Genomic DNA, 25482 nt, shown 5'->3' on the forward strand with positions numbered 1-25482 from the left:
CGCTGGCAAACCAAGCCCAGAGGCAAATAAAAAAGGGCAGCCCGGTGGGAGCTGCCCTTGGTAATAAAGGCTGTGCCTGTACTCAGAGATAGACGATGTCGTCGGGAAGCTCGCTCAACCTGACGCCCCCTGCGTCGCTCACTGCGAAGGTGTTTTCAATACCGATGACACCCAGTCCCGGGAACACGAACTTGGGCTCTATGGCCAGGGTCTGCCCGGCCTGCAGCGCCACCTTGAACCCTTGTGCCAGTACCGGGAACTCGTCCAGTTCGAGTCCCACGCCGTGGCCGACGAAACGCGCGTTCTCGCCCGGGGCCCCCATGAAATGGTCGGCGAGCCCCGCCGCCTGCGCCATGTCGGCGGCAGCCAGGAAGAGCTCCTCGCAGATCGCCCCCGGTTTCAGGTGCTCCGCCAGGTAGCCCTGGATGGCGAGTGCGGTCTGGAAGGCGTGCTCGAGTTCCGGGGCGAGCTTGCCGATCACGAAGAACCTGGTCATGTCGATGATGTAGCCGTTGAAGACACCGGTGTAGTCAATGAGGATAGGGGCGTCGATGGGGATGAGGGCAGCGGAGGCGCCGTGCGGCGAGGCGCTCGACATACCCTCCCCGGTGACGGCGCCGTCGAAGAAGCCGGTGGCGCCGGCCGTGGCGGAGGAAACGGCCAGCCCCTGGAACAGCTCCTGGTTGAAGGCGCGCATGCGCACGTACCCCTCTCCCCCCGCCTTCCTGAGCCGGAACTCGAATTCGGCGGCAAGGTCCACCTCCCGCATCCCGGGCTTCAGGAACGCGGGCACCTCGCCGAACACGCCGGCCAGCTGTTTGCCGCAGTAGCGGATCTGGTCCAGCTCCCACGGCGACTTGACCGACCTGATCTCGCGGTTGACGGCGGAGACGTCGACGAACTCGCGGCCGGGAAGGAGCTTCAGGTAGTAGTTGTACTGCTGTACCGGCGCCACGTCGAAGGTGAAGCCCACGGTGCGCACTTCCGACCCGAACTCCCCGGGGAATTCCTTACTGGAGGGAAAGGGACGGGTGTCATCGATCAAGCTTTCCCGCTGTCCCCTGGCGAAGCTCTTGCGGACCCAAAGGCGCGGCGCGCCGGAAGCCGGGACCCACAGCGTCGAGTTTTGACGGGTGCCGGAAAAATAGTAGACGTCGATCGGGTGGATGAAGAGGGCGCCGTCCATCCCTTTGTCCCGCAGCGCCTCTTGCAGCCTCGAGATCCTCTGTTGCGATTCCTGCTTGATCAGCATGGGTTCTCCTTGGTTTGCCGGCGCTCAGCCGAGCGTGAAGAAAAAGGTGGCGCCGCAGTCGGGCTCGGCCTCGGCCCAGATCTGCCCGCCGTGGCGCTGGATGATGCGCTGCACGCTGGCCAGACCGATGCCGGTCCCCTTGAAATCGTCGGAGTCGTGCAGTCGCTGGAACGGTTTGAACAGCACCGAGGCACGGCTCATGTCGAAGCCGGCCCCGTTGTCCCGCACGAAGAAGGTCTCCCTTCCCTGGCGCTCTACCGCGCCGAACTCAAGCCGGGGCTCCTCCTTCTTGGCCGAATACTTCCAGGCGTTGCCCAACAGGTTGTCCAGCACCACCCGCAGCAGCTGTGGGTCGGCATCGGCCACCACCCCCGGCTGCACCACACACTCCGCGCGGCGCTGCGGGTCGGACAGCCTGAGCTCAGCCAGGATCTCCTCGGCCAGGGCGCTCACGTCCACCTGCTCCCGGCTCAGGGAAACGGTGTAGCGACGAGAGAAGTTCAGCAGGGTGTCGATGAGGTGGTTCATCTTGATGCTGCCGTTGACGATTTCCTGCACGTAGTCCCTGCACTGCGGCTCGAGCTGCGCCCCGTAGATCTCCATGATCACCTGGGCGAAGCCGTAGATGGCGGTCAGGGGACGGCGCAAGTCGTGGGAAACGGTGTAGTTGAAGGCCTCGAGTTCCTCGTTGGCGGTCTCCAGCTCGAGGGCCCGGGCGGAGAGGTGGGTATGAAGCACCTCGATCTCCTCGGCGGCCTGCTTTTTGCGGCTGACGTCGGAGATCATGGCGAATGAGCCCTGGAAAAAGCCGGTGGCATCGTGGATGGGCATGGCGGTGACGCTGGCCCAAACCCTGGTGCCGTCCTTGCGTACCAGTATGGTTTCGTAGTGTTCCGAGACGCCGTTCTCGCGGCTTCTCTGGCGGGCGGCGGTTTCATCGTGCAACGCATGGTCGACGAACTGCAGGAAGGGGCGCCCCAGCAGCTCAATCACCTCGTATCCCAGCATCTCGGCGAACTGGCGGTTCAGATAGGAGAGGCAACCGGTGCGGTCGGCGGCGACGATGGACTCCTGCGCAGTCTCCACGATCATGCGGAAGCGGGCCTCGCTCTCCTTGAGCGCCTTCTCGGCCGCCTTCCACTCGGTGACGTCGACCATGACGGCCATGGAGCGGACGATGGCGCCTTGCGTGTCCCGCTCGGCAGCGGCGCTCAGCAGGACGTCGATCACCGAGCCGTTTTTCTTTACCATCTGGTATTCGACGTTGCGGCAATAGCCGGCGCGGAAAAATTCCGGCAGCACCGTTTCCACGGCGTAGCGACGCGAAGCGGGGGTGAGGAAGTCACTGGAAGGGCGGCCGAGCACCTCCTCCCTGGTATAGCCCAGCACCTCGGTCCAGTAGTTGCTGACCCCAAGCAGCAGGCCGTTGCGGTCGATGGAATGCAGCATGACCGGGGTCTCGTTGTAGAGGCAGCGGAAACAGCGCCCGCCCTGGTCATGCCCCTGCAGGGCCTCTTGCTGCTCCTTCAGGATCAGGCGCAGCGCGGCATTTTCGGCCTGCAGCCTGGCCACCTCGGCCTGGAGATCGCCTGCGGTTGTCACTTCATCTTTCATAACAACTCCGGCACTGGATGTAACGTTGGGGTGAGGATTTTTTTACGCTTTGTCGAGCAAAGTGTCAACCTGATTCGTGCCAGGGAAATGGCTGGAATTGGTCTAGCAACCTCGCGATTCGACTGGGGTGATGCACCGCCACGAGGTTTTTTGTATACGACATGCGACACCCTCTTTATTTCGAAGGAAAACTCTGCTAAGGTACCCCCTGCTTTACGTGCACGTAAACCAGACGAGGAGAAACTAGAGTGTCCAATTCAACCGTACTGAAAGCTTGTGAGCAAACCGAGATCGATCTAAGCGGCGCAACGGACTGGGTCCCGTTCGACGCACCGGCCCTGGTGGGAGACTCCCTGCGTTTCGTCTCCGGCGACTCCCGGGGCGACCGTTTCCGGGCCCGCTACTACCGGGACGCCGAGAAGCACCTGCACGCCCGTTTCTGGCTGGGCCCCGAGGCGGAAGGTCCTCCGGGACATGCTCACGGCGGCGCCGTGGCGGCCATCATGGACGAGGCACTGGGGCTCGCCGCCTGGGCGGCCGGGTATCCCATCGTGGTCGGCAACCTCAACGTGAGTTTCCGCAACATGCTGCCGCTCAGGAAGGTCGTGACGGTCGAAAGCAAGGTGGTTTCTGTTGAGGGGCGCAAGATCATGGTGCATGGCCGCATCTTCCGCGGTGAAACAACCTATGCCGAAGCACAGTGCCTGTGCATCACCATCCCCGGCAAGTAAGCCAGCTTCAGGGAGCCGGGGCGGAACAGATCAACAAGGCCATCCAGCAACTCGACCAGGTGATCCAGCAGAACGCCTCGGCCGCAGAGGAGATGTCCTCCACAGCGGAAGAACTTTCCAGCCAGGCGGAGCAGTTGCAGGGGGTCATCACCTTCTTCAAGGTAGAAGGGGCGGAACGCGGTACCAAGGCACTCCCCCCCTGCACGGACTGAAGCAGGAGCCGCAACAGCAAAAGCAAAAGACGGTAACGCGCAAGAAGACCCTCACGCAGTCGGCCGCCCCGGCGCCGCTGCAGACAAAGCGCAAGGCGGCGGCCCGTGGACTGGCGTTGGAGATGGAACAGGACGACTCGGACTTCGAAAGATTCCAATAAGCTCTTGAAAAAGAAAAAGGCAGCGCCGACATCCCGGTTGCTGCCTTTTCTTTTTGGTTTTTTTCCTACAGTAAACACGATGGGCGCCGATAACTGTGACTGTTGCTCGAATTTATGAGAGGTCAGTCACTCTACATGGAAAAAACTCCCTTCGTAGTGCTGCTGTTCGTTGCCATAACAGCCGTTATCGCGTGTAATCCGGGAATACGTAAGGCGGGCCAACAAAGCCGCTGCGAAATCTCCAGCTACCAATACTCACAACTGCATGCCGCGATGCAACGCTATCCCGAGATCGCCGACATGGCTCTCCAGGAACTGACAGGAGCACGAGTGAACCTGTCTCAGTACAACAAGATCATGCAGACGGTGGACCTGATCAAACTCAGGGACGGTCGACGCATGACGGCACACAACGACACAATCCATCCCCTCAAAGTCATCGCAAAAAATTGAAGTGATTTTGATTGATTATTTTTAATTATGCCGGTATTATTTTCACGCTGGATCTAAACCCGAACTCCGGGGCTACCTCCGCGTCGCCTCCCCGTTAGTCTCAGCCTCGACCTTCTGGTCGCATTACTCATAAAAAGGAGACACCATGAGCAAAAAGATCCGCAACATCATCCTGGCAACTGCGGCTATCGCAGCATTCGCCGTTCCGGCCCTGGCCGAAAGCACCAACTGTACTGTGACCGCCCCGGAAATCCGACTCCGCAAGAGCGCGAGCAAGAAGGCGAAGGTGGTCGCGGTCCTCAAGAAGGACGCCAAGGTCACTGCGGAAAGCTGCGCAGGCGGGTGGGTCAAGGTTGCCTCCGCTGACGGCAAGCTGAACGGTTATGTGGGCGGCTGGGCGCTCTCCTCGAATGCTCCGGTCATGGTCGCCTCGACCGAGCCGGTGCCCATCCCCACGAGCGCCGCACCGGCGGCAGAAGCTGCCAAAGAGGTCCCCAGCAACGAAAAGCTCGCCATGCAGATCACCGACCTGCGCCTCAAGGTGCTCAACGTCGAGCGCGACGTGGCCATGGTGCGCAAGGACATCCGCAAGATAAAGGTGGCGATGAGACACAAGAAATGATCCCCGCTGGGGACCGGAAACGGTCCCCATTTTTTGTCCCCGTCGTCCCCTTCTTCCGCTGGTCCCCTTCTTCCGCTGGTCCCCTTCTTCCGCTGGTCCCTCTTCCGCTGCCACGCCTCTAAAGCTTGCCGGTCCATGACCGATAAGGTGCCTGACCCTACACGTCAGCACAGGAGCGCACGATGAAAGGCTTTACCTCAGTAAAATTGTCCACCAAGTTTTTTGGGGCCATGATGGTCCTCAACCTTTTCACCACGACAGCGTTCACGCTGCACACCTACTACAGCGAAAAAGGAGAGATCCTGGCCGACGTAGACCGCGAACTGCACACCTGCGTCGAGGGAGCGCGCCTTGCCGCCGATTCTTATCACGCCAGGATAGCGACCGCCCCCCCGACACCGGCCGAATTCGATGCCCTGAGCGACCGTCTCACCGCCTGGGCCAACGCGTCCGGGTTCAATTACATCTACACCATGGTGCAAAAAAACGGAAAGATCGTCTTCTCTTCCTCCAGCTACACCAAGGAGGAAAAGGCGACCGGGAAGCAGAGTAAGCTCCTTGATCCATACGAGGACGCAAGCCCGGGACTCAAGGCCGCCTTTCAGGATGGCAGGCTGCACTACGACCAGTACTCAGACAAGTGGGGCACCTTCCGCTCCATCTTCTTGCCGGTGCGCTCCGCCGACGGCACGCTGTACGTGATCGGCGCCGACATCTCGATGAACCATATCGACGGCGTGCTGCGCGGCCTTTTGTTGAACTGCCTGCTGATCGCGCTTCTTGTTTTCGTGGTGGGAGGCGGCGTGATGCTGGTCCTGGTGAGATCGGTGCAGCGCACTATTTCGGAGCTGGCGCGCGGGGTGAACCTGATCGCCCAGGGCGACCTCAACACGCGCATCGAGCACGAGGGGCGCGACGAATTGGGGCTGCTCGCCTCCGACATGAACCGGATGGCGGCGCACCTGAAGGAGGTGGTGGCGCAGGTGAGGAGCTCCGCCGAAGAAGTCTCCCAGGCGTCTGGGCGCTTCAATGACACAGCGCTGCAGATGGCGGCAGGCGCGGACCAGGTCTCCGGTCAGGTGGGAAGCGTTGCCGCCGCCGGCGAGGAGATGGCCGCCACCTCCTCCGAGATCGCCCTCAACTGCGCCGGCGCCGCCGACCTGGCCCGACGGGCCAACTCCACCGCGTCGGCCGGGGCAGCAGTAGTAGACGGGGCCATCAGCGCGATGCACCTGATTTCCGCCCGGGTCCGGGAATCGGCGCAGACCGTGGGGGGCCTCGGCACCCGTTCCGAGCAGATCGGCGCCATCCTCGGCACCATCGAGGACATCGCCGACCAGACCAACCTGCTTGCGCTGAACGCGGCGATCGAAGCCGCCCGTGCCGGCGAGCAGGGACGCGGCTTCGCAGTGGTGGCCGACGAGGTGCGGGCTTTAGCCGAGCGCACCACCAAGGCCACCAAGGAAATTGAAGGCATGATCACGCTGATCCAGCAAGAGACACGGAGCGCCGTGGGCGCCATGGAGGCGGGGGTGGACGAGGTGGAGCGGGGCACCGTCGAGGCGGGCAAATCGCAGCAGGCGCTGCGCGAGATCATGGAGTGCATCGAGGAGGTAACCATGCAGATTAACCAGGTGGCCACGGCGGCGGAGCAGCAGACCGCGACCACCCGCGAGATCTCGGGCAACATGCAGCAGATCAGCTTCGTGGTACAGCAAACCAACGGCGCGGCACACGATTCAGCGGACGCGGCCGCCCTTCTGAGCCAGAACGCGGTGCAGCTCCAGGCCAGGGTGAGACAGTTCAGGATCGACTGAGATACGATTCCCGGGCCCCGGTCAGGTCAGGTTTAGCAGGTTTAGTCACGATCAGACTCGGGCACTTTGGTCGGATGGGGAGTGGTCGGCATGACGATGAGGTAGAGGGTTACGCAAGCGGCGATGGAGAGGAGGAGGACGCGCAGCCAGACGGCATCCACCACCACGAAGGCGGTTACCGGGAACGAAATCCAGATGGCGGCGATGGCCAGGCACTTCGCCCGGAGCGGAATAGAGCCGTGCGCCAGGTACTCCTTCAGCATCGGGCCGAGATGCCTGTGCTCGACAAGCCAGGTGTGGAAGCGCTCAGAGCTGCGGGAGAAGCAGATGACCGCCACCAAGAGAAAGGGGACGGTCGGTACGAGGGGGAGGAACAGCCCCACAACGCCTGCGGCAAGGGAGAACACTCCCGTCCCGAGGAGCAGGTAGCGCAGCCACTCACTTTTGACCAGCCTGACCTTCAGGTGCCGATGCCGCATCTTCTCTCCACTGAGACGGCCTTGGGAGCGCGCCCCACACAAGGCCCAAGCGCCGATGAAATCCAGATTGTCCTCTTAATTGTAAGCGAGGCAACGTGGTTTTAATATTTTATTTTGTCGAGGAGGTCAGGGACGCTGCAGCGCGAGCAGCTGGCGGTGCGCCAGCAGGAAGCGTCCGGGCGCACCGTAGTCCCAGCGCTCAATGGTGCAGCAAGGGATAGTCTCGCGGGCTGAGTAGCGGATCAGGTTGACCGAGTTGGGGATGTCGTCGCGGACCCGCGAGGAGACGGCGGTGCCGGCCAGGACCGACCAGACCTGGCGTGGCAGATCGGGAAAGACTTCCTTCAGCGGCCGCAGGTGCGGCAGATGGACGTGCCCGCCAAGGATCAGGTCCGCACCAGCCTCGGACCAGGCCCGTACCGCAGCTTCGTGTCCCCGCAGCAGGTTCTTCGTATCGCTGTCCCTAATGGCCCGCACCGGCTGGTGCGCTACCACGATGCGAAGCTGTCCCATCCGCGCCTGGCGCAGGCGGTCGGCCACCCGGGTCACCTGCGCTGCCGACACCTCCCCCACCGTGTGGCGCCTGGGCCGGGTGCTGTTCACCCCCAGCACCAACAGCTCGTCCGACTCGAACTCAGGCTCAAGCGGCACCGCCAGCACTTCCTGGTAGTTGCGGTAGGGCGCGAAGATGCGCGCGGCCAGGTTGAACAGGGGGATGTCGTGGTTCCCCGGAAGCACCATGGTTGCCAGCGCCGGCACGATGTCGAGGAAGTCGCGGGCGGCGCGGAACTGCCTGCGCCGTGCCCGCTGGGTCACGTCGCCGGAAAGCACTAAAAGGTCCGGAGCGTGGTCACGGGCCAAGGCGAGCAGGGCCACCACGACCTCGGGCTGCTCAGTACCGAAGTGGGTGTCCGAGATGTGCAGCAGACAGCTCAGGGCTCCCCCTTCCCCTCGCCTTCGTGATCTGGCACGATAAGAAGCAACCCGTGCGGCACCGCCTTGAAGACCAGCGGCGGCACCTGCCAGTTGACCTCGCCGTCGGTAGCGACCTTGATGCGTCTTCTGCGCAACGGCCGCACCGTCAGCTGCACAAACGGGAAACTCACCACCTTCTCCGAGTCCCTTAACCTTCTCATTGCTGCCAGTGCCAGCCCCCCCAGCATCTGCCATACCCCCTTCGCCTTTACCGCCACTGCCGCCAGCTCCCCTTTTTGCACCGCATCCGATTCGTGGAGCCCCACCTCCTCGAGCTGCAGCGGGTTGTTTTCCACCAGCAGCGTGGAGATATGCAGCATCGATGGGTTGTCGCCGCCGTGCAGCGTCAGCACCAACTGCGGAGGTGGGGTCAACATGGTGACCAGGGCCGAAAGCAGGGCAACCAGCCTGGTGCGACCGAATATCTGCTTGTGGGCCTCGCGCTTTTCCAGGATCCGGGGATACAGGCCGACGCTCCCGTTCACCAGGAACACCTTGTCGTTGACCAGCCCTACCTGGACCAGCCGCAACCTGCCGCGGACCAGCGTCTCGACAGCCTCGGCGGTATCGAGCGGAATGCCGTGGCTGCGCCCGAAGTAGTTGAAGGTCCCCTGCGGCAGCACGCCGAACGGGCATCCCGTGCCGAGAACCTCCTGCGCCACTGTGTTGATGGTCCCGTCTCCCCCCGCCGCCACCACGATCCCCTCCTGCTGCCGGGCGAGCCGCACCGCCTCCCGCGCAGTGTCGGCGATCCCGGTGCTCTTGCCGACGCGCCACAGAGTGAAGGTTCGGCCGGCACGCGACAGCACTTGTGCGATGACCTGCTCACGGCTGTCGGCGTCTCGATCGCCGGAACCGGCATTCATCACGATAAAGATGGGAGCATTTTGCGGAGCTTTCTGAAACACGATTGGCCTCCCCCGCCTGCTGACCAGGCCAGGAGAGGAGTTTAACACATGTACGGAGGAGTACGCCGCTGGTGGCAAAACGGTTGATTCGTCTTTCAAAGTACCGTCAAACTGTAGGGGCGAATAATCATTCGCCCTCCTAGCGGTAATGGATGCGGTCGCAAAGCCACTCATGTTTGCCGGATAATGGCACCGCGACCACATCATCCAGCCGATACGGCAGTTGACTATCTGTCGGTAGTTCTGCCAAAATCTCGGAATGGAAATTTTCGCCATCATAGCAGAAAGACGAATCCAGGAAGCCATCGAGCGCGGCGACTTCGACAACCTCCCCGGGCGCGGCAAGCCTCTGGTGCAGGAAGACCTGTCTGCGGTACCCGAAGAATTGCGCATGGCCTACAAGGTACTCAAAAACGCAGGCTGCGTTCCTCCCGAGGTGGAGTTGACCAACGAGGTGGCTTCACTGCGTCGGCTAATCCTGGATATGGAGGAGAGCGAAGAGCGGATGAAGAAGGTGCGAGAACTTAACTTCAAACTGATGAAGCTCGAGATGACCCGTAAGCGCCCTCTCTCACTGGACCTACTCCCCGAGTATCAGGATAAACTCCTCGACAAGCTACAGGGGTGACAAATCGTTTTATCTTTATCCTTGAAATGATCCACCTCGTTCGGTATGGTGCCAGTGGTAAACACTACGCTCCCCTCCGATAACGATCCCAAAGGAACCCAGATGGAAAAACTAGACGAGGCGCTGGTAACCATGCGCCAGAACACGACGGACGGCAAAAAGCAGTCCGCATTCTATGACATCTTTCTCAACGCCTCCTTTTTCGTCCCCATTCTCGCGGAAAGCGAGCAGAAGGAAGAAGCGGGCGGCGTGGTGCCGCTGATCGCCGAGGCTGACGGTAAAGACTACCTGATGCTTTTCAGCACGGTGGAGCGCCTTCAGGCTTGGGAGCCCGCAGCCCCTTATATCGAGGTCCCCGGTCACCTGCTCGCACTGACCACGGTGGAGCCCCTGAACTGGGCGCTTAACGTCGGCACCGAATACTCCAAGGAGTTCCATCCCGAAGAGATCGCCTGGCTTAGGGACGCGGTTGAGCGTTGCAACGCCGAGGCGGCTGGTAATCAGCAGGCTTGATGATCTCCCCGGGCGGGGTCCCGCCCGTTACCATCGCTGAGGAATAGAACTTGAAGGGGCAGCCAGACCGGATGCCTCCCCCAAAACAAGAAAAGGGGCAGCCGTAACGGCCGCCCCTTTTGCTTTCAAGCTTTTTGTATCCCTGCGTCTATTTGGTCCGCGGCACCACTGCGGTTTTGACGCCGAGCTTTTCCAGTTCGGCCCCTTTGAGCGCTGCGTCCTGTTCGCTTTTGAAAGAACCGGCTGTCAGGATGAAGGTGGGCACCTGAACCACTGTCGGCCTCAGTTCCGTTGTGATACCGAACCCGGCCAGCCTCAGTTGTTCATCCACGGCGCCAACCTTGTCGAAGTACGACCCGGCATAGACGTTGAACTTGCCATTCTTGTCCTGAAGGATGAAGTTCTCGGCCTTCGCCTTGCGCAGTTTCTGCAACATTTTCTCCGCGGTCTGCTGGTCAGAGTACTCACCGGCATGGATCCGGCTCATCTGCTCTTTTCTCTTGGGACCGGACGCCACTACCGGCTTCATCCCCGCGCTCTTGATCTTTTTCTTGATCTGAACCATCTCCGACTTCAGTACAAAACTGCCGAAATCAAGGGTATAGCCGACGGGAGAAGCTGCACTTGCCATTGTCTGCGGTTGGGGTTGTTCCGCAACTGCAGGTGCGGCAGCGGATGCAGCAGCAGGTGCCGCAGCGTTGGCCGCACTATCGGAGGTGGTCTTCGCAGCGGCCTTGGCAGCGGCTCGCTCTGCAGCAGCTTTCTTGGCGGCAACTTTGTCGGCAATGGCCTTTTCCGCAGCAGCTTTCTTCGCCGCGGCTTTCTCTTCAGCCGCTTTTTTGGCGGCAGCTTTGTCAGCAGCAGCCTTTTCCGCAGCGGCTTTCTTGGCAGCCGCTTTGTCGGCAGCGGCTTTTTCCGCAGCCGCTTTCTTGGCAGCCGCTTTGTCGGCAGCGGCTTTTTCCGCAGCCGCTTTCTTGGCCGCGGCCTTCTCTTCAGCCGCTTTCTTGGCAGCGGCTTTGTCGGCAGCAGCTTTTTCCGCAGCCGCTTTTTTGGCAGCCTCTTTGTCCATAGCGGCCTTCTCTGCAGCTGCTTGTTTGGCCGCAGCCTTATCCGCAACGGCTTTTTCGGCAGCGGCTTTGTCAGCTACGGCTTTTTCGGCAGCAGCTTTTTGGGCCGCAGCCTTCTCGGCGGCGGCTTTCTCAACTGAGGCTTTCTCCACTGCAGCCTTGATGACCGCAGTTCGCTCAGCAACTGCCTCCTCGATGGTCGCCGGTCTTGCGGCCGAGGCCTTCGGGGCAGCTACTTGGTCTGCAGCCACTTTTCCAGCAACCGCCTCTTCAGCAGCTACTCTCTGAGCAGCCACCCTGTCCGCGGCGAGTTTGTCGGCTATCGCTCTGTCAGCTATCGCTCTGTCAGCTATCGCTCTGTCAGCAGCGACTTTCTCAGCAGCAACCTTGTCCGCAGCAACCTTGTCCGCAGAAGCCTTGTCCGCAGCAGCCTTGTCGGCAGCAGCTTTCTCCGCAGCGGCTTTCTCTGCAGCGGCTTTCTCTGCAGCGGCTTTCTCTGCAGCGGCTTTCTCTGCAGCGGCTTTCTCTGCAGCAGCTTTCTCTGCAACAGCCTTCTCGGTGGCGGCCTTCTCGGTCGCAGCTTTTTCGGCCCCACCGGCAACAGTGGGAGCGGCAACAGTGGGAGCTGCAACAGTGGGAGCGACAACAGTGGGAGCGACAACAGCGGGAGCGGCTACGGCGGGCGCCGCGGCCTCGGGCTCCGCAAGCTGCGGCGGCTGCTGACTCTGATCCTGAACCATCTTCAGCAGGCCGGGTTCCAACTTATCTGCCGCCTTCGGAAAATCCTTCAGCAGCGTCTTCAGCGTTCGTACCGCCTTGTCGTCCCTGGATGTGGCGGCGTAGGACTTGGCCAGCATGGCAAGGACTTCCTCACGCTGCGGGGAATTCGGGTATTTCTTCAGGATCCGCTCTAACCACGTGGAGGCGAAATAGTAACTGTTCTCCTTGTAGTGGTTCTTGGCTTGGGCAAACATCGACGCTTCGTCGGAGTCTGCGAATGAGACGGAAGGAACAATCAGACAAGCCAGTACGAGTGCCACTAACAGCATGCGTATGGTGCTCATTCAAAACCTCACATGTTCAATAGAGTCTACAGTCCTAGTGCAGCTGAGACAGAAGTTTGGGGTGTTGCTGAAATTTTGGCAAGATTAGTGTACATGAAGGTCAATGTCAAAGAATAATTTAAGAATCTGGTGACAGAAGAAACCGGTACAGGTGTCTTTTATGACAGTGGAGATGCCGCCGTCACAGATCTGCAGAATTTTGATCACGTGACAGTTTCCTATCCTTGAGTACAATCTTGCGATATGAAAAGCATCGACTCATGGCACGAAGAGGAATTTCGGTCCCAGATGATCACTCAGGTGGTCGAGGCGTTGGGAGAAAGCGCCGACCCGGCAACGGTGGCGCGAATCTTGGCGGCCTGCACGCATGCAGTGGAAGGTTTCTGCACCGAGCGCCTCTACGCCTGCGCCGCCGGTTGCCCGCACTGCTGCGTCCTCAATGTCGCGGTCTTGCTTCCGGAGGCGATGACCATAGCGCTTTGGCTCGGCGCAAACCTTTCCGGTGAGGAACTGGCCGGGCTGCAAAAGCGGCTTGCCGCGCACCGCTCATGGGCGCGCTGGATGGACGACGACGAGCGCATCCTGAAGCAGATGTTCTGCCCGCTGCTGGACACTTACGGCGGCTGCAGCATCCACCCCGTGCGCCCCTTCGCCTGCAGAGCAATAACTTCGCTGGACAGCCAGAGCTGCAGGGAGGCCTTTTTCCCGGCGGTGACGGACGAGGACCGGCTGGTCCCGGCAGATTTGTTCCGCAAGGCGGTCTTTGACGCCGCCTTCACCGCCCTCGCCTCCGGGTTGCGTCAGGTCGGGCTGGACGACCGCAGCATAGAGCTCGGCACCGGAGTGCTCGCCTTTCTCGAACACCCCGAGTTCGTGGAGCGATACCTGGCCGGCGAGAGGCTGCCGCGGGCAATTTGGCTGTAGGTCGGGCAACTATCACAAATGACAAAGGCAAATCCCTCCTGTCCCCCCTTCGCAAAGGGGGGGACGCGGGTTCGCGTGCAGTGCTTCGGTGGCAGCATACGTACGTGGCGGGAAGACGGCATGTCCCCTCCTTCCCCTCGTCCTTCCTCCCCTCCTTCCTTCCTCACTCCCTTGGTTTAGGCACTCTCTCCACAAAAAAGAAGGGACCAGCTTGGTGGCTGATCCCTTCTTCGTTTAGTTTATTCCTATTCTTATCGGCTGGCGGGCTTTCGCGCTAGCCGCGGGGATCCTTGGCGTAGCCGAGTCCCTTCCAGTCGATGCGTCCGTTCTCGCCGTGGCAGTTCTGGCACCTGAGCGCCTTGTCCTTGGGCACGACCATGTGGTTCAACGACCAGACGGTGGTGGTCTCCACCCAACCGTACTTGCCGCTGTAGGGAAGTCCCGCCTCCCTCATGCCTGCGGTGATGGCCTTGTTCCAGTCGAATTTGACGGAGTAGGCGCTGTCGCTTTCGGCAGGACCGATCAGGTTGGGGACGGCGATGGTCAGGTTCTCCAGGTCGTAGGGCTGCTTGGCCTGCATCACCTTGAAGGGGAATATCCTCGAATTCGGGTCACTACGCTCTCCGCGCGGCGCCGAAAGCCGGACCACCCTGGCGGGGTCGATCTTCTCTCCCAATAAAACCCGCTCCACCGTCCCGTTGTACCACATCAAGTTGGGGGTTAGGTCCTTGCCTAACACCAGATCTCCCCTCGTCTTGTCATAAGACCTGAGTGGATCGCCGCCGGTCTTTTGGTCCTTGCCCGCGGTGGACCAGTCCCAGGAAAGCACGGTGGGGCTTCCCTTGGCGTAGGTCGGTATGTGGCAGGTCTGGCAGGCGACCCTTTTCATGTGCTTGTTGAGGATGGCAATCTTGTGCAGATCACCCTTATGGCAATCGGTGCACCCCATGGCGCGCGGGCCGGAGCCCGGAGACACGGAGATCGCCTCACCCCTCACGTCGTGGTTGGCCGCCTTGTGACAGGACTCGCAGGTGAGTCCTTTGGCTCCCATGTGGACGTCGAAGTCGGGAGTCGGGTCGGCGAGGTTCGCATCGAGATCGCCGTGTTTGTAGTTTTCTCCGCCGCCGCTGTAGAAGTGGCAGTTGCCGCAGGCGGCGCGGGTCGGGCGCGAGATGGACTGCGAGGCCAATCCCAGGTTCACCGGTTCCCACACCTTGCCGGCGGGATATTCCTTGTGCTCGCCTTGGTAAACCGGGTGCCCCGCCCCCAGGGGGTACTTCTTGTAGGTGCCGCTGGTGTCGTGGCAGATGAGGCAGTCGATGTTCTCGGTCTTGGTGAAGTCGAAGGAATCGTCCTGCCAGCCGTAACCGGCATGACAACTGGTACAGCCGGGAAGGTTCGAGGGGACGGCGAGGCAAAAGGAATTGCCGAGCGCGTTTTTCTTGCCGTAGTCGACGGTCTTGCCGTTCAGGGTCTGCTTTTTACTCCAGTTCCAGTGCACTGTCTCGGTAATCTGTTTGGTCAGTTTTTCATGGCACCCGGAGCAGGTCCTGGTTACCTCGGGCCCGGTGTGAAAGGGGCCGGAAATGACGCGATGGGTTCCCTTAAGGGCGGCATCCGAGGTGGAAGCACAGGCCAAGGCGAGAAATAACAGCAGGTATTTCCTCATGTGTGAGACCTCGCGATCTGGATCTTTGGGCGGACGCTCCGCACAAGAGCAGGGTCGCCAGGATCAACCTGGGTGCCCCTTTACCCTTTTTTACCGTGGAACACATTATATTTGATGGGTAGTCTAGTCAATGACAAATTGCTTGCAGAAGTCATCAACCTCGGATGCGCCGGTTCCTGTTTGAAAAAGTGCCCCCGCAGAGGCGACCGGTAAGCTGCACATCCAGGCGAAGCTGATACAATTGTCAACTTGTCGTTCGCTGAAATGCGGCGGCTTTCATTCGATCACAGTATGCAGAGGAGAAACACATGCCAGTCCTTGCAACGGTGCTAGGCCACCCCAGAATCGGTATCGCGAGAGAGTTGAAGAAGGCGCTCGAGGCTTACTGGAGCGGCGCGTCCCCGGCGGAATCGCTTCTGGCGACTGCGCAAGAAATCCGTACCCGGCACTGGTCCATGATGAAGCAGGCCGGCCTGGACCAGATCCCGTGCAACGACTTCTCGCTCTATGATCACATGCTGGACATGGCCGTCACCGTCGGCGCCATACCGCCCCGGTTCCGAAGCATCGCCGCCCCCTTGAACCGCTACTTCGCTATGGCCCACGGGGTCCAAGACCGCGGCGCCGGCATAGACCTCTCTCCCCTGGAGATGACCAAGTGGTTCGACACCAATTACCACTACATCGTCCCGGAACTGGACGCGGGCCAGTCTTTCGTCCTGGACCCCACCAAGATAGCGGCGGAGCTGGCAGAAGCACAGGCTCTGGGGGTGACGCCCCGCCCGGTGCTTCCGGGTCCGATCACCTTCCTGAAGCTGTCCAAGTTTGCCGACAACGTCTCCGGCATGGAAACCCTTGACCTGTTGCCGCGCCTGCTCCCGGTCTACGAGGAGTTGCTGGCGCTTCTCGCCGGCCACGGCGTCACCTGGCTCCAACTCGACGAACCATGCCTGTGCTTCGACCTGGACCAGCGTAGCGCGCAGGCATATCGCACCGCCCTGGGGCGGCTGGCCGCGGTGGCCAAACGTCCCGCCCTGCTGGTGGCGGGGTACTTCGGGTCGATCGGGGAAAACGCGAGTCTCATCATGGAATCGGGATGCGAGGCGCTCCATGTCGACCTGGTGCGCGCACCGGCGGACCTCGAAGCCATGCTGACGGGGCTACCGGGACGGATGAAACTGTCGCTCGGGGTCGTCGACGGGCGCAATATCTGGCGCACCGATCTGGAACAGGCCCAACGCATGGTCCGGCGCGCCGTTACTACCCTCGGCAGCGATCGGGTCATGGTCGCCAGTTCCTGCTCGCTCATGCACGTTCCGGTGGACCTGGATGCCGAGACCAGGCTCGACGCGGAGTTGAAAAGCTGGATGGCGTTTGCGGCACAGAAGGTCGCCGAGGTGCGCCTGCTTGCCGACGCCGCCGAGCAGGAACAGCCGCAGGGGGCGGTATTCGAGCAGGCCGCAGCGGCGCTCGCCCGCCGTCGGGCAGCCGCAGCCGCCGACAACCCCATGGTGCGTCACCGAGCGGCGCAGGTGACCGAAGCCATGGCCAGGCGCAGCGCCCCCTTCGCGGAGCGGAGCGCCAGACAGAGGCTGCGCTTCAGCCTGCCCATGCTTCCCACCACTACCATCGGTTCCTTCCCCCAGTCCAGGGAGGTGCGCGAGGCGCGTTCGAAGTGGCGCAGCGGCGCGCTGGACAGCCAAGGGTACCAGGATTTCCTGCGCGCCGAGATCAGGCGCTGCATCGAGAGGCAGGAGCAGCTCGGGCTGGACGTGCTGGTGCACGGCGAATTCGAGCGCACCGACATGGTCGAGTATTTCGGCGAACAACTGGACGGTTTCGCCTTCACCCAGAACGGGTGGGTACAAAGCTACGGGTCGCGCTGCGTCAAGCCGCCGGTCCTCTACGGCGACGTGGCACGCCCGCGTGCCATGACCGTGGAATGGAGCAGTTTCGCCCAGTCGCTCAGCAAGCGCCCGGTCAAGGGGATGCTCACCGGCCCGGTCACCATCCTGCAGTGGTCCTTCGTGCGCAACGACCAGCCCCGCGCCGAGACCTGCCGGCAGATCGCACTTGCGCTGCGCGACGAGGTGGCCGACCTGGAGCAGGCGGGCATCGCCATGATCCAGGTGGACGAACCCGCCATCCGCGAGGGGCTGCCGCTGCGCCGGCGCGACTGGGCCGAGTACCTGGAGTGGGCGGTCGCCTCCTTCTGCCTCGCCACCGCCGGGGTTCGCGACGAGACCCAGATCCACACCCACATGTGCTACTCCGAATTCGGCGACATCCTCCCCGCCATCGTCGCCATGGACGCCGACGTCCTCTCCATGGAATCCTCGCGCTCCCGCATGGAACCCTTGGAGCATTTCCGGCAGCACGGCTACCCCAACGACGTCGGCCCCGGCATCTACGATATCCACTCGCCGCGCGTCCCCACCGTCGAGGAGATGACGACGCTCTTACGGCTTGCGGCAGAAGTCCTGCCGGTGGAGCGGCTCTGGGTGAACCCAGACTGCGGCCTGAAGACACGCGGCTGGCCTGAGATAGAGGCATCACTGGCCAACATGGTGCAGGCGGCGCGACAGGTCCGCCTCCAGCTCGCCCCCGCCTAGCTTCCGGCAACGCCGCCGTTACAACGCAAAAGAGGGATCAGCCTGCATCGGCTCATCCCTCTTTTCATGCGGCGACCCGGCACGGGCCGGGTGTTCGCGTAGTGTCCCTACCGCGCGACGGCCTTGCGCGTCGTCTTTTTCTCTTTGGGCACCAGCGCCCTGTGCGGAAGCTTCTGCTCTACCACCGCCTGCGGCACGAACGACTTCGGATCCGCCGGATGCAGGTCCTCCAGGTGGGAGCTGACGATCTTTCTGACAATGCCGTCGTTGAAGTGGATGGCGACCCAGGTCGCGCAGACCTCGGTGACCTTGCCTACACCCCACTGGCTCGCTCCGCAATGGCTTATTACATCACCTCGTTTGATGGACATATCGTTTCCTTTCTTGGTTAGCAGCATGAAAGGCGGCACACCGGAAGGACCGGTTGTGGCGTGCGACGGGACAATGTCACTTCCGGGGTGTGGCCCGGAGGTACAGCGCCGGATAAAGTACCTGTTGACGCTGTCACAAAGCCCGGTGGTGCGGGTGTGGCGGTGATCTGGAGGAGGGACAAAAAGATGTGGCCCCCGAGGTTGGTTCAAGGGGGCCACGTCCTTAGAAGAGCTGTACGGGGCAGGCCAGGCAGAACCTGATTGCCTCGCCAGGGGTGCTTCAGTTAAACCCTTTTGACGTTGGCTGCCTGGAGGCCTTTGGGCCCTTTGACCACGTCGAAAGTCACGCTATCACCTTCAGCCAAGGATTTGAACCCGTCGCCGCTAATAGCGGAGAAGTGGCAAAATACGTCTTCACCGTTCTCCTGCTCCAGAAAACCAAACCCCTTGCTGTCGTTAAACCATTTTACAGTACCGTTTGCCATGTCTTTCCATCTCCAAAAGTGTGTTGCGAATATGTCCGGAAAATCCGGAACTTTGGACACCGTAACAGCTTGGTATTCATAAAGCAAGCTATTTAAATATGAAACAGATACTTTGAAACCGGGAAAATCACTTTTTCAAGCATCTATGAGGGCACGAATTAGTGGACCAGCGACGTCAGGTTACCTAACAGGTTTAGCTACTTACCGATTAAAAAAATTATAAATCCCCAAACTCCAGAAATAGGCTTGCTATTTAAATGGTGGAGGTTCAGCATTGCCTGGGCTTTCGACAGGGCGGAAAAGTTACCAAAAGGGAACTATATCGAGCTGCGCACCAATTATTCCGAGGAGGCCTGATGGCACAACCAAACTTCAAATTTCAAAAGCGCCAGAAAGAACTGGACCGGATAAAAAAGCAGCAGGAAAAGGCGCTGCGCAAACAGGAAAAATCAGAGACGCCCCTCGCAGACGAGACCGACCTTCAGGCAGACCAGACCGACGAAGTCGGGCCTTAGTCGCACCTGGAGCGCATCGACCGAGCGAGAAAGTTAGATAGGTATCTTATGCAACAAGCATTCTGGAGGCTGCAGGCGGCAGTTTTCTACAGTCTCACCCTGGCCGGTGCCCTGATCCCGATCGGGATATTCCAATGCTGCGGGGCGATGGTAGGACGCGTCCTGTGGAGCCTGCTCCCCTCCCGCCGCGCCATCGTGCTGGACAACCTGAAGCAGGCCCTCCCCTACCTGAAGGGGCACCCGCTGTGGCAGATAGGGCACGGTGAGCCGACAGCTATCGCCTCCGAGAACTACGGCAACCTGGGCAAATCCCTGATCGAGATCTGCCAACTCTATCATGGCCGCGGCGACCACCTCATCGCCGGCATCGAGGTGCGCGGCCTGGAGCACTACGAGAGGGCTCGGGCCAAGGGGAAAGGGATCATCTGTTTCAGCGGCCACTGCGGCAATTGGGAGCTGATGGCGCTTGCCTTCAGCCGCATGTTCGGTGACGGCGTCGTGGTAGCCAGGCGCCAGAACAACCCGTTCTTCAACCGCATGGTGGAGCGGATGCGCATGGGCTACCGAAGCCGCGTGATCTACAAGAAGGGAGCCTTCAGAGGGATCCTTTCGGCGCTGAGGTCGGGGGAACTGGTCGGCATCCTCGCGGACCAGGCGGCCGGCCCGGAAGACGGCGTGCTGGTCAACATGCTAGGTCGCAAGGCATGGGCGACCAAGGCACCGGTGCTCATCGCCCGCAAAAGCGGGGCCCCGCTGCTCCCCGTATTCATCCACCGCGAGGCGGAGCACCACGTCATCACCTTCTACCCCGAGCACCATTTCTGCGGGGACATGAGCGACCACGGTATCCAGAAGGAAACCCAGGCGCTCTCGCGCTACGTGGAGAACTTCGTGGCTGCCCACCCGACCCAGTGGTACTGGATGCACCGGCGCTGGAAACGGGCCGGCGAGGCAAGCGCCTAAATAGCTAACGCAAAAAAGGGATCAGCCTGACGGCTGGTCCCTTTGCTTTTTGTGCTGCTCGTATTGTGTGCTGAGTCCCTACTTGGCGCCGGTCACGGCGTGCATGCTCCAGGGGCCGCGCGTCGCGATCTGCAGGACGGTCTCCTCATCCACCCAGGCGTTGTGCACGGTCTTGGGCGGGATCGAGAAGTAGCTTCCCGCGGGAAGCACGGTCGGATTGTCCTGCGTCACTCCCATGGCCAGCTTCACCGTGCCGGAGATTACCGTCACCCGTTCCACGTTGCCATGATAATGGGGAGCGATCTTCGCCCCGGCGGGGAACTTGATCCGCGCCACGAAAAAGCCTGCCTTGTGCATGTCCCCGTCCAGAACGGCCATCTGTGCGCCGGGGATAGCCGGGGGACCGGCATGCCACTGCACCTGGTTCGGTAGTACGATCACCTGCTGCGTCACCTGCTGCACCACAGGATTGCTTGCCTTGGTTACCTTCTTCTCCGCCGCATTACCGACGGCGGCCACAGAGAATAAGACCATCATCAGAAACAGCATCGTCCTCTTCATACGGCCTCCTCAACAGCGTAGATAATGCACTGTTTTTTCCTGCCTGACTCCTATTGTACGGTCCCCGCGCCTTTCGGCGCCAGCACATTCTCCAGTACCGTCCGCCGCGGCAGCCTTTCCCGAAAAAAATTCTTTACATCGTAATACAATATGAATAAAATTCGTATTTAAAGGTGTAAACAAGAATGTTCGACGAAATAGACATCCACATACTGGAGATTCTTCAGGAGAAGGCACGAATCCCCAACGCTGAGGTCGCGCGGCAGGTAGGGATGGCCCCTTCGGCAGTCCTGGAACGGATCCGCAAGCTCGAGGAGCGGGGCATCATCGAGGGGTACGAGGTGAGGCTGAACCCGGCCTGCTTCCACCAGGGGCTCTCCGCCTTCGTGCAGGTCGAGACGGACGGCACCGATGCGCAGATCGCGAGCGCGCTGGCCGCCATCACCTCTGTGCAGGAGGTGCACCAGGTGGTCGGGCCAGACGGCTTCCTGGTCAAGCTGAGGACCGCCGACCACACCACCCTGGCCAGGATCCTGCAGCAGATCCGGCCCCTGCCGGGAGTGAAGTCGATCCGGACCCAGGTGGTCCTGGACACGGTCAAGGAAACCCGGCGCGTCGACCTCACGGAACATAACGGCAACAGCCGTCACAGCTAATCACGCTAAGCAGCTAACACCATAGAAGGAGAATCAAAGTCATGCCGATGTCCGCTTCTTTCAAAGAACGCCTGTTCCCCCGGATCCCCGCAATCCAGCAGCATTTCCAGACACCGTTCCACATCTACGACGAGGCGGGCATCAGGGAAACCGGCGCCCAGCTGAAACAGGCCTTCTCTTCCATCCCCGGCTTCCGCGAATTCTTCGCGGTCAAGGCGCTCCCCAACCGGGAGATCCTGAAGCTCATGAAGGAGATGGGCTTCGGCTTCGACTGCAGCTCCATCCCCGAGCTGATCCAGGCCCGCGAACTGGGTGCGAAGCCGGAAGACATCATGTTCACCTCCAACAACACCAGCCCGGAGGAGTTCGCCTTCGCGGCCCAGGACGGCGGCTGCATCCTGAACCTCGATGACATCTCGCTCGTCGACAAGGTGCCGGTCTTCCCGGAGATGATCTGCTTCCGCTACAATCCCGGCCCGCGCCGCACCGGCAACGTGATCATCGGCAACCCGGAAGAGGCGAAGTACGGGGTTTCCCACGAGCAGGTGGTCGAGGCGTACCGGAAAGCACAGGCGCGCGGCGCCAAGCGTTTCGGCCTGCACACCATGGTCGCCTCCAACGAACTGGACTACACCTACATCGTCGAGACCGCCCGCATGGTGCTCGAGGTGGCCGAGGAGGTCGAGGCGGCGCTAGGCATCACCTTCGAATTCGTGAACATCGGCGGCGGCTTCGGCATCCCCTACCGTCCGGAGCAGAAGGCGCTCGATCTCCCCACCATGTCCAAGGAGATCACTGCCATCTTCGACGGCTTCCGCGCCCGTCACGGCCACGCGCCCGCCATGTTCATGGAGAGCGGCCGTTTCATGACCGGCCCGCACGGAGCCTTGGTGGCCACCGCCATCAACAGCAAGGACACCTACAGAAAGTACATCGGCCTGGATGCCTGCATGTCCTCGCTGATGCGCCCCGCTCTGTACGGCTCCTACCACCACATCGACGTCTTGGGCAAGGACGGCGTTGAGCGCAGCGAAGTCTACGACGTGGTCGGCTCCCTGTGCGAGAACAACGACAAGTTCGCCATCCAGCGCGAACTCCCCCCCATCGTGGACGGCGACCTGGTGGTCATCCACGACTCCGGCGCCCACGGCCACGCCATGGGGTTCCAGTACAATGGGCGGCTGCGTCCCAAGGAGCTCATGCTGCGCGCCGACGGCCGGGTGGAGCTGATCCGCCGCGCCGAGACCGTCGAGGACTACTTCGCCACCTACAACTTCGAGCCCTCCGTGCTGAAGCCGTAGCGGTCGTAGTAGGGCGGAGGTTACGCTCCGGGTAAAACTAAAAACGGCACCCCGCCTCACGGCTGGGTGCCGTTTTCATTCCCCCTTCGCAAAGGTTCATCTGAAAACTTCAGGGAGTGTGGGAATGTTGACCACTAACGGTGCAGGTGGCCTAGAGTTCCCCACTTTGCGAAGGGGGGACAGGGGGGATTGCTCTTTGCTGCACACCAGCAACATCTCTTCCTGAATCAAAGCCATTCCCAGATGGCGCAGTTTCTGGAATGCCCCTTTCAACTGGGTCTACCCCAACATCAAATCCCCTCTGTCTCCCCTTCGCAAAGGGGAGGACGCGAGTTATCGTGCTGCGCTTCGTAGGAAAGTTATCCGCGCCTCCCGCGTGTACCGATGGCCCCTCACAAGCTCTCCTCTTTCCCGGCTCCCGCGGCGGTACGGGCAAACGCGTCGCGCAGGAAGGCGCCGGCCTCCGGAGCCGGCATCGGCCGCGCGTGCAGGTACCCCTGGACTTGGTCGCACTTGCACAACTGGAGCTTCTCTTCCTCCTCCAGGCTCTCCACCCCCTCGGCGATCACCTGGAGCCCCATGCTGTGCCCGATGGCGACGATGGCCTTGATGATGCCGACGGCATCGTCCCGGACGGTGACGTCCCTGACGAAGGACTGATCAATCTTGATCCGGTCCACCGAGAAGTTCTTCAAGTAGCTGAGCGAGGAGTAACCGGTCCCGAAGTCGTCGATGGAGATCTGCACCCCGAGCGACTTGAACATGCGCAGAAGCGCCACCGATTCCGCCGCTTTCTCCATTAGCATGCTCTCGGTCAGTTCCAGGTCGAGGTACTTAGGCTCCAGCCCGACCTCGAGGAGCGTCCCCACCACCATCTCCGAGAACCCCTCCTGCATCACCTGCTTTATCGAGACATTGACGCTGACGGATAACGGGAAGCCTTCCTGATGCCATCGCTTGCACTGGACGCAGGCCTCCCGCAAAACCCACGCCCCCAGTTGATGGATCAGGCCGGTCTGCTCCGCGATGGGGATGAAGCGCGCCGGTGAGACCGTTCCCAACGTCTCGTCGTGCCAGCGTGCCAGGGCCTCCATGCCCACCACCCTCCCCTCCCGCAGCTCAAGCTGCGGCTGGTAGTGCACTGTCAGCAAATTCTTTTTGAGCGCCTCGCGCAAGGCTGCCTCGACCGCCACCCGCTCCTGCGCCTTCTGGTTCAGCCCCTCCGAGAAGAACTGGAACCGCCCGCCCCCGGCGCTTTTAGCGGCGTACATGGCCAGGTCCCCGTTCTTGAGCAGGGTAGCAATGTCGTCCCCGTCCTCGGGGAAGAGCACGATGCCGATGCTGGCGCCGGAGTAGATCTGCCGGTTCTCTACCTCGAACGGCTGTTTGCCCAGTTCGAGCAGCTTTTCCGCCAGTTTGGCGACACCGTCGATCCCCGACACCTGACAGCAAAGCAGCGCGAACTCGTCCCCTCCGATGCGCGCGAAGGTGTCGCTCGCCCTCATCACGCTCCCGAAGCGCTGCACCACGAGCTGCAGCAACTGGTCGCCTGCGTGGTGCCCCAGCGTGTCGTTGACGTCCTTGAAGTGGTCCAGGTCGAAGAAGAGGATGGCGAACATCTCGCCGTAGCGCTTGGCGCGGGCAAGGGCCTGGGAACAGCGGTCGTAGAACAGGGTCCGGTTGGCCAGGCCGGTCAGCTGGTCGAAGTAGGCTAGGTTGTGAACCTCCTCCTCAGCCTTTTTGCGCAGTGTGATGTCGTGGCTCAGGCAGAGGAAACGGTCCCGTTCGCCGTTTAATTCCAGCATGGTGGCCGACAGGTTTACGTGGATGGCGCGTCCGTCATGGGTGAGAAGGGTTGCCTCCCGTTCGACCAGCCCCTCCTGGCGCAGCACCGCGCCGATGAAATCGAGTCCGAGGCTCGCGTCGACAAAGAGTGAGGTGAAGTCGAGCCCCACGAGTTCATGCCTGGCGAAGCCGAACACCTCCTCGGTGGCCCGGTTCATGTCGAGAATGGCCCCGTCGCGGGAGACCACGGTAAGAGCCTCGGGCATGGTAGCGATGATGCTGTCCAGGTACTTGTTGGTGGCGTTTAGTTGCTCCTCGGAGCCTCGCAAGCGCTGCACCATGGTGTTGAAGGAGTCGGACACCGCTGTGATCTCGTCGTGTTCGGTTACCGGGACGATTACGTCGCGTTTGCCTGCCGCAATCGCGGCGGCGGCGTCCTTCAGGATGCGGATACGGCGCGAGACCTTCAAGGGGATGGCGACACTCAACAGGACAGCTGCGGAGAGCGCCACCACGGAGAGTATTACCACCGAGGCGATGGAAGTGGAGATGCTGTGCAGGGTTGCGGCAAGGTTTTGGTGCAGCTCGACCATCTCACTGTCGTGGGCCGCGTTCACGGCCTGCAGAAAATCCTTCTCCGCCTGCTCGAAGCGCTCCTTGGACTCGATCAGCTGCGCACCGGTCCCCCTCGCGTCAACCACCGAGATGTAATCCTGCGAACCCTTCAAGAGGGCCTGTCCGCTCAGCTCCAACGCCCTGGGGTTCTTTTCCGCCCCATGTACCAGGGTCCTGCTGCAGAGTTCCAAGCTGGAGAGAAAGCTGGCGCGCCCATCGGTGAGAAGCCGCACCTCTTCCTCCTTGGCCTGCAGGTCCTCCTTCCCTTGCCCCCCCGCAGGCTCGACCGAGGTGAGGAAGGCGTACTCCATGGAGGAGGATACGATGCGCAGCCCCGCGTAGCGGAGATCCTTAAGGGCAAGCAGGTGGGGGATGACCTCCTCGTTCACCTTGTAGAAGCTGTCCCTTACTTTTTGAGCACCGGAGATACCACCGATGGAGATGAGAACCGTGGCACAGATGATGGCGAGGTAACTTAGTAGAAGTTTAAGCCAGAGTTGCATGCCGCTCCCTCAGATAGAAAAACTGG

At 61.2% G+C, this 25482-nt stretch carries 23 protein-coding genes and 1 pseudogene; 13 read left to right on the plus strand and 11 right to left on the minus strand.

Going from position 1 to position 25482, the window contains the following annotated elements; translation table 11 throughout:
- Nucleotides 1-82 precede the first annotated feature (82 nt).
- Entirely contained in the window at nucleotides 83-1252 is a 1170-nt protein-coding gene (locus JFN90_RS20590) for a M24 family metallopeptidase (RefSeq protein ID WP_199397002.1), read from the minus strand.
- A 24-nt stretch (nucleotides 1253-1276) separates the two neighbouring features.
- Nucleotides 1277-2866 (minus strand): PAS domain-containing sensor histidine kinase, encoded by a 1590-nt coding sequence (locus JFN90_RS20595; RefSeq protein WP_199397003.1) that lies wholly within the window; start codon nucleotides 2864-2866, stop codon nucleotides 1277-1279.
- A gap of 248 nt (nucleotides 2867-3114) precedes the next feature.
- Here JFN90_RS20595 and JFN90_RS20600 point away from each other — a divergent pair, with 248 nt between their 5' ends.
- The 5 genes and pseudogenes from JFN90_RS20600 (at nucleotide 3115) to JFN90_RS20620 (ending at nucleotide 6862) form a co-directional block, all read left to right on the plus strand.
- On the plus strand, nucleotides 3115-3597 hold the full coding sequence (locus JFN90_RS20600; RefSeq protein ID WP_199397004.1) for a PaaI family thioesterase: 483 nt from the start codon (nucleotides 3115-3117) through the stop codon (nucleotides 3595-3597).
- 8 nt (nucleotides 3598-3605) lie between these two features.
- A pseudogene (locus JFN90_RS22685) lies at nucleotides 3606-3788 on the plus strand (methyl-accepting chemotaxis protein); the annotation flags it as partial.
- Between the two features lie 317 nt (nucleotides 3789-4105).
- Nucleotides 4106-4423: a hypothetical protein gene (locus JFN90_RS20610; RefSeq protein ID WP_199397005.1), complete on the plus strand. Its 318-nt coding sequence runs from the start codon at nucleotides 4106-4108 to the stop codon at nucleotides 4421-4423.
- Nucleotides 4424-4568: 145 nt separating this feature from the next.
- Nucleotides 4569-5045: an SH3 domain-containing protein gene (locus JFN90_RS20615; RefSeq protein ID WP_199397006.1), complete on the plus strand. Its 477-nt coding sequence runs from the start codon at nucleotides 4569-4571 to the stop codon at nucleotides 5043-5045.
- Nucleotides 5046-5227: 182 nt separating this feature from the next.
- Nucleotides 5228-6862 (plus strand): methyl-accepting chemotaxis protein, encoded by a 1635-nt coding sequence (locus JFN90_RS20620; protein ID WP_236019097.1) that lies wholly within the window; start codon nucleotides 5228-5230, stop codon nucleotides 6860-6862.
- 41 nt (nucleotides 6863-6903) lie between these two features.
- Here JFN90_RS20620 and JFN90_RS20625 read toward each other — a convergent pair whose 3' ends face one another.
- The 3 genes from JFN90_RS20625 to JFN90_RS20635 form a co-directional block, all read right to left on the minus strand.
- Nucleotides 6904-7341 carry a YbaN family protein gene (locus tag JFN90_RS20625; RefSeq protein ID WP_199397007.1) on the minus strand — a complete coding sequence of 146 codons (438 nt, stop codon included), beginning with the start codon at nucleotides 7339-7341 and terminating at the stop codon, nucleotides 6904-6906.
- A 126-nt stretch (nucleotides 7342-7467) separates the two neighbouring features.
- A complete protein-coding gene (locus JFN90_RS20630) occupies nucleotides 7468-8277 on the minus strand; it encodes a metallophosphoesterase family protein (protein ID WP_199397042.1) in 810 nt (269 codons plus the stop codon).
- Nucleotides 8274-9224, minus strand: a complete 951-nt coding sequence (locus tag JFN90_RS20635) for a diacylglycerol/lipid kinase family protein (RefSeq protein ID WP_328755965.1) — start codon at nucleotides 9222-9224, stop codon at nucleotides 8274-8276. Before JFN90_RS20635 ends, JFN90_RS20630 begins: the two co-directional genes overlap by 4 nt.
- Nucleotides 9225-9483: 259 nt before the next feature.
- Here JFN90_RS20635 and JFN90_RS20640 point away from each other — a divergent pair, with 259 nt between their 5' ends.
- Both JFN90_RS20640 and JFN90_RS20645 read left to right on the plus strand, forming a co-directional pair.
- On the plus strand, nucleotides 9484-9852 hold the full coding sequence (locus tag JFN90_RS20640; protein ID WP_199397008.1) for a DnaJ family domain-containing protein: 369 nt from the start codon (nucleotides 9484-9486) through the stop codon (nucleotides 9850-9852).
- A 102-nt stretch (nucleotides 9853-9954) separates the two neighbouring features.
- The gene (locus JFN90_RS20645; RefSeq protein WP_199397009.1) at nucleotides 9955-10365 is read left to right on the plus strand and encodes an SseB family protein; all 411 of its coding nucleotides are present in this window, start codon (nucleotides 9955-9957) and stop codon (nucleotides 10363-10365) included.
- A 148-nt stretch (nucleotides 10366-10513) separates the two neighbouring features.
- Here the strand turns inward: JFN90_RS20645 and JFN90_RS20650 are convergent, their stop codons facing one another.
- On the minus strand, nucleotides 10514-12496 hold the full coding sequence (locus tag JFN90_RS20650; protein ID WP_199397010.1) for an SPOR domain-containing protein: 1983 nt from the start codon (nucleotides 12494-12496) through the stop codon (nucleotides 10514-10516).
- A gap of 288 nt (nucleotides 12497-12784) precedes the next feature.
- On the opposite strand from JFN90_RS20650, the gene JFN90_RS20655 reads away from it, so the two are divergent.
- On the plus strand, nucleotides 12785-13420 hold the full coding sequence (locus tag JFN90_RS20655; RefSeq protein WP_236019098.1) for a YkgJ family cysteine cluster protein: 636 nt from the start codon (nucleotides 12785-12787) through the stop codon (nucleotides 13418-13420).
- 274 nt (nucleotides 13421-13694) lie between these two features.
- Here JFN90_RS20655 and JFN90_RS20660 read toward each other — a convergent pair whose 3' ends face one another.
- The gene (locus JFN90_RS20660; protein WP_199397012.1) at nucleotides 13695-15089 is read right to left on the minus strand and encodes a tetrathionate reductase family octaheme c-type cytochrome; all 1395 of its coding nucleotides are present in this window, start codon (nucleotides 15087-15089) and stop codon (nucleotides 13695-13697) included.
- A 308-nt stretch (nucleotides 15090-15397) separates the two neighbouring features.
- On the opposite strand from JFN90_RS20660, the gene metE reads away from it, so the two are divergent.
- The gene (gene metE / locus JFN90_RS20665) at nucleotides 15398-17701 is read left to right on the plus strand and encodes a 5-methyltetrahydropteroyltriglutamate--homocysteine S-methyltransferase (RefSeq protein WP_199397013.1); all 2304 of its coding nucleotides are present in this window, start codon (nucleotides 15398-15400) and stop codon (nucleotides 17699-17701) included.
- A 107-nt stretch (nucleotides 17702-17808) separates the two neighbouring features.
- On the opposite strand, the gene JFN90_RS20670 is transcribed toward metE, so the two are convergent.
- Nucleotides 17809-18072 (minus strand): DUF3553 domain-containing protein, encoded by a 264-nt coding sequence (locus JFN90_RS20670; RefSeq protein ID WP_199397014.1) that lies wholly within the window; start codon nucleotides 18070-18072, stop codon nucleotides 17809-17811.
- Between the two features lie 284 nt (nucleotides 18073-18356).
- Nucleotides 18357-18557, minus strand: coding sequence for a cold-shock protein (locus JFN90_RS20675; RefSeq protein ID WP_199397015.1), 201 nt, complete (start codon nucleotides 18555-18557; stop codon nucleotides 18357-18359).
- A 356-nt stretch (nucleotides 18558-18913) separates the two neighbouring features.
- Here JFN90_RS20675 and JFN90_RS20680 point away from each other — a divergent pair, with 356 nt between their 5' ends.
- Together JFN90_RS20680 and JFN90_RS20685 are read left to right on the plus strand one after the other, a co-directional pair.
- Nucleotides 18914-19072, plus strand: coding sequence for a hypothetical protein (locus JFN90_RS20680; RefSeq protein ID WP_199397016.1), 159 nt, complete (start codon nucleotides 18914-18916; stop codon nucleotides 19070-19072).
- Between the two features lie 48 nt (nucleotides 19073-19120).
- Complete coding sequence (locus JFN90_RS20685) at nucleotides 19121-20035, plus strand: lysophospholipid acyltransferase family protein (RefSeq protein ID WP_199397017.1); 915 nt, start codon at nucleotides 19121-19123, stop codon at nucleotides 20033-20035.
- A gap of 78 nt (nucleotides 20036-20113) precedes the next feature.
- On the opposite strand, the gene JFN90_RS20690 is transcribed toward JFN90_RS20685, so the two are convergent.
- Complete coding sequence (locus tag JFN90_RS20690; protein ID WP_199397018.1) at nucleotides 20114-20596, minus strand: cupin domain-containing protein; 483 nt, start codon at nucleotides 20594-20596, stop codon at nucleotides 20114-20116.
- Between the two features lie 185 nt (nucleotides 20597-20781).
- Here JFN90_RS20690 and JFN90_RS20695 point away from each other — a divergent pair, with 185 nt between their 5' ends.
- Both JFN90_RS20695 and JFN90_RS20700 read left to right on the plus strand, forming a co-directional pair.
- Entirely contained in the window at nucleotides 20782-21252 is a 471-nt protein-coding gene (locus tag JFN90_RS20695) for an Lrp/AsnC family transcriptional regulator (RefSeq protein ID WP_199397019.1), read from the plus strand.
- A 41-nt stretch (nucleotides 21253-21293) separates the two neighbouring features.
- Nucleotides 21294-22553, plus strand: coding sequence for a diaminopimelate decarboxylase (locus tag JFN90_RS20700; protein WP_199397020.1), 1260 nt, complete (start codon nucleotides 21294-21296; stop codon nucleotides 22551-22553).
- A 392-nt stretch (nucleotides 22554-22945) separates the two neighbouring features.
- Here JFN90_RS20700 and JFN90_RS20705 read toward each other — a convergent pair whose 3' ends face one another.
- Nucleotides 22946-25456 carry a putative bifunctional diguanylate cyclase/phosphodiesterase gene (locus JFN90_RS20705; RefSeq protein ID WP_199397021.1) on the minus strand — a complete coding sequence of 837 codons (2511 nt, stop codon included), beginning with the start codon at nucleotides 25454-25456 and terminating at the stop codon, nucleotides 22946-22948.
- Between the last annotated feature and the right edge of the window lie 26 nt (nucleotides 25457-25482).

It is taken from the genome of Geomonas propionica (assembly GCF_016458235.1).
GTDB lineage: Bacteria > Desulfobacterota > Desulfuromonadia > Geobacterales > Geobacteraceae > Geomonas > Geomonas propionica.

Excerpts from the sequence above, each read along its gene's own strand:
- JFN90_RS20590 (WP_199397002.1), bottom strand. The coding sequence starts at position 1,252 with ATGCTGATCAAGCAGGAATCGCAACAGAGGATCTCGAGGCTGCAAGAG.
- JFN90_RS20595 (WP_199397003.1), bottom strand. The coding sequence starts at position 2,866 with ATGAAAGATGAAGTGACAACCGCAGGCGATCTCCAGGCCGAGGTGGCC.
- JFN90_RS20610 (WP_199397005.1), top strand. The coding sequence starts at position 4,106 with ATGGAAAAAACTCCCTTCGTAGTGCTGCTGTTCGTTGCCATAACAGCC.
- JFN90_RS20615 (WP_199397006.1), top strand. The coding sequence starts at position 4,569 with ATGAGCAAAAAGATCCGCAACATCATCCTGGCAACTGCGGCTATCGCA.
- JFN90_RS20620 (WP_236019097.1), top strand. The coding sequence starts at position 5,228 with ATGAAAGGCTTTACCTCAGTAAAATTGTCCACCAAGTTTTTTGGGGCC.
- JFN90_RS20625 (WP_199397007.1), bottom strand. The coding sequence starts at position 7,341 with ATGCGGCATCGGCACCTGAAGGTCAGGCTGGTCAAAAGTGAGTGGCTG.
- JFN90_RS20640 (WP_199397008.1), top strand. The coding sequence starts at position 9,484 with ATGGAAATTTTCGCCATCATAGCAGAAAGACGAATCCAGGAAGCCATC.
- JFN90_RS20645 (WP_199397009.1), top strand. The coding sequence starts at position 9,955 with ATGGAAAAACTAGACGAGGCGCTGGTAACCATGCGCCAGAACACGACG.
- JFN90_RS20650 (WP_199397010.1), bottom strand. The coding sequence starts at position 12,496 with ATGAGCACCATACGCATGCTGTTAGTGGCACTCGTACTGGCTTGTCTG.
- JFN90_RS20655 (WP_236019098.1), top strand. The coding sequence starts at position 12,785 with ATGATCACTCAGGTGGTCGAGGCGTTGGGAGAAAGCGCCGACCCGGCA.
- JFN90_RS20660 (WP_199397012.1), bottom strand. The coding sequence starts at position 15,089 with ATGAGGAAATACCTGCTGTTATTTCTCGCCTTGGCCTGTGCTTCCACC.
- metE (WP_199397013.1), top strand. The coding sequence starts at position 15,398 with ATGCCAGTCCTTGCAACGGTGCTAGGCCACCCCAGAATCGGTATCGCG.
- JFN90_RS20670 (WP_199397014.1), bottom strand. The coding sequence starts at position 18,072 with ATGTCCATCAAACGAGGTGATGTAATAAGCCATTGCGGAGCGAGCCAG.
- JFN90_RS20675 (WP_199397015.1), bottom strand. The coding sequence starts at position 18,557 with ATGGCAAACGGTACTGTAAAATGGTTTAACGACAGCAAGGGGTTTGGT.
- JFN90_RS20680 (WP_199397016.1), top strand. The coding sequence starts at position 18,914 with ATGGCACAACCAAACTTCAAATTTCAAAAGCGCCAGAAAGAACTGGAC.
- JFN90_RS20685 (WP_199397017.1), top strand. The coding sequence starts at position 19,121 with ATGCAACAAGCATTCTGGAGGCTGCAGGCGGCAGTTTTCTACAGTCTC.
- JFN90_RS20690 (WP_199397018.1), bottom strand. The coding sequence starts at position 20,596 with ATGAAGAGGACGATGCTGTTTCTGATGATGGTCTTATTCTCTGTGGCC.
- JFN90_RS20695 (WP_199397019.1), top strand. The coding sequence starts at position 20,782 with ATGTTCGACGAAATAGACATCCACATACTGGAGATTCTTCAGGAGAAG.
- JFN90_RS20700 (WP_199397020.1), top strand. The coding sequence starts at position 21,294 with ATGCCGATGTCCGCTTCTTTCAAAGAACGCCTGTTCCCCCGGATCCCC.
- JFN90_RS20705 (WP_199397021.1), bottom strand. The coding sequence starts at position 25,456 with ATGCAACTCTGGCTTAAACTTCTACTAAGTTACCTCGCCATCATCTGT.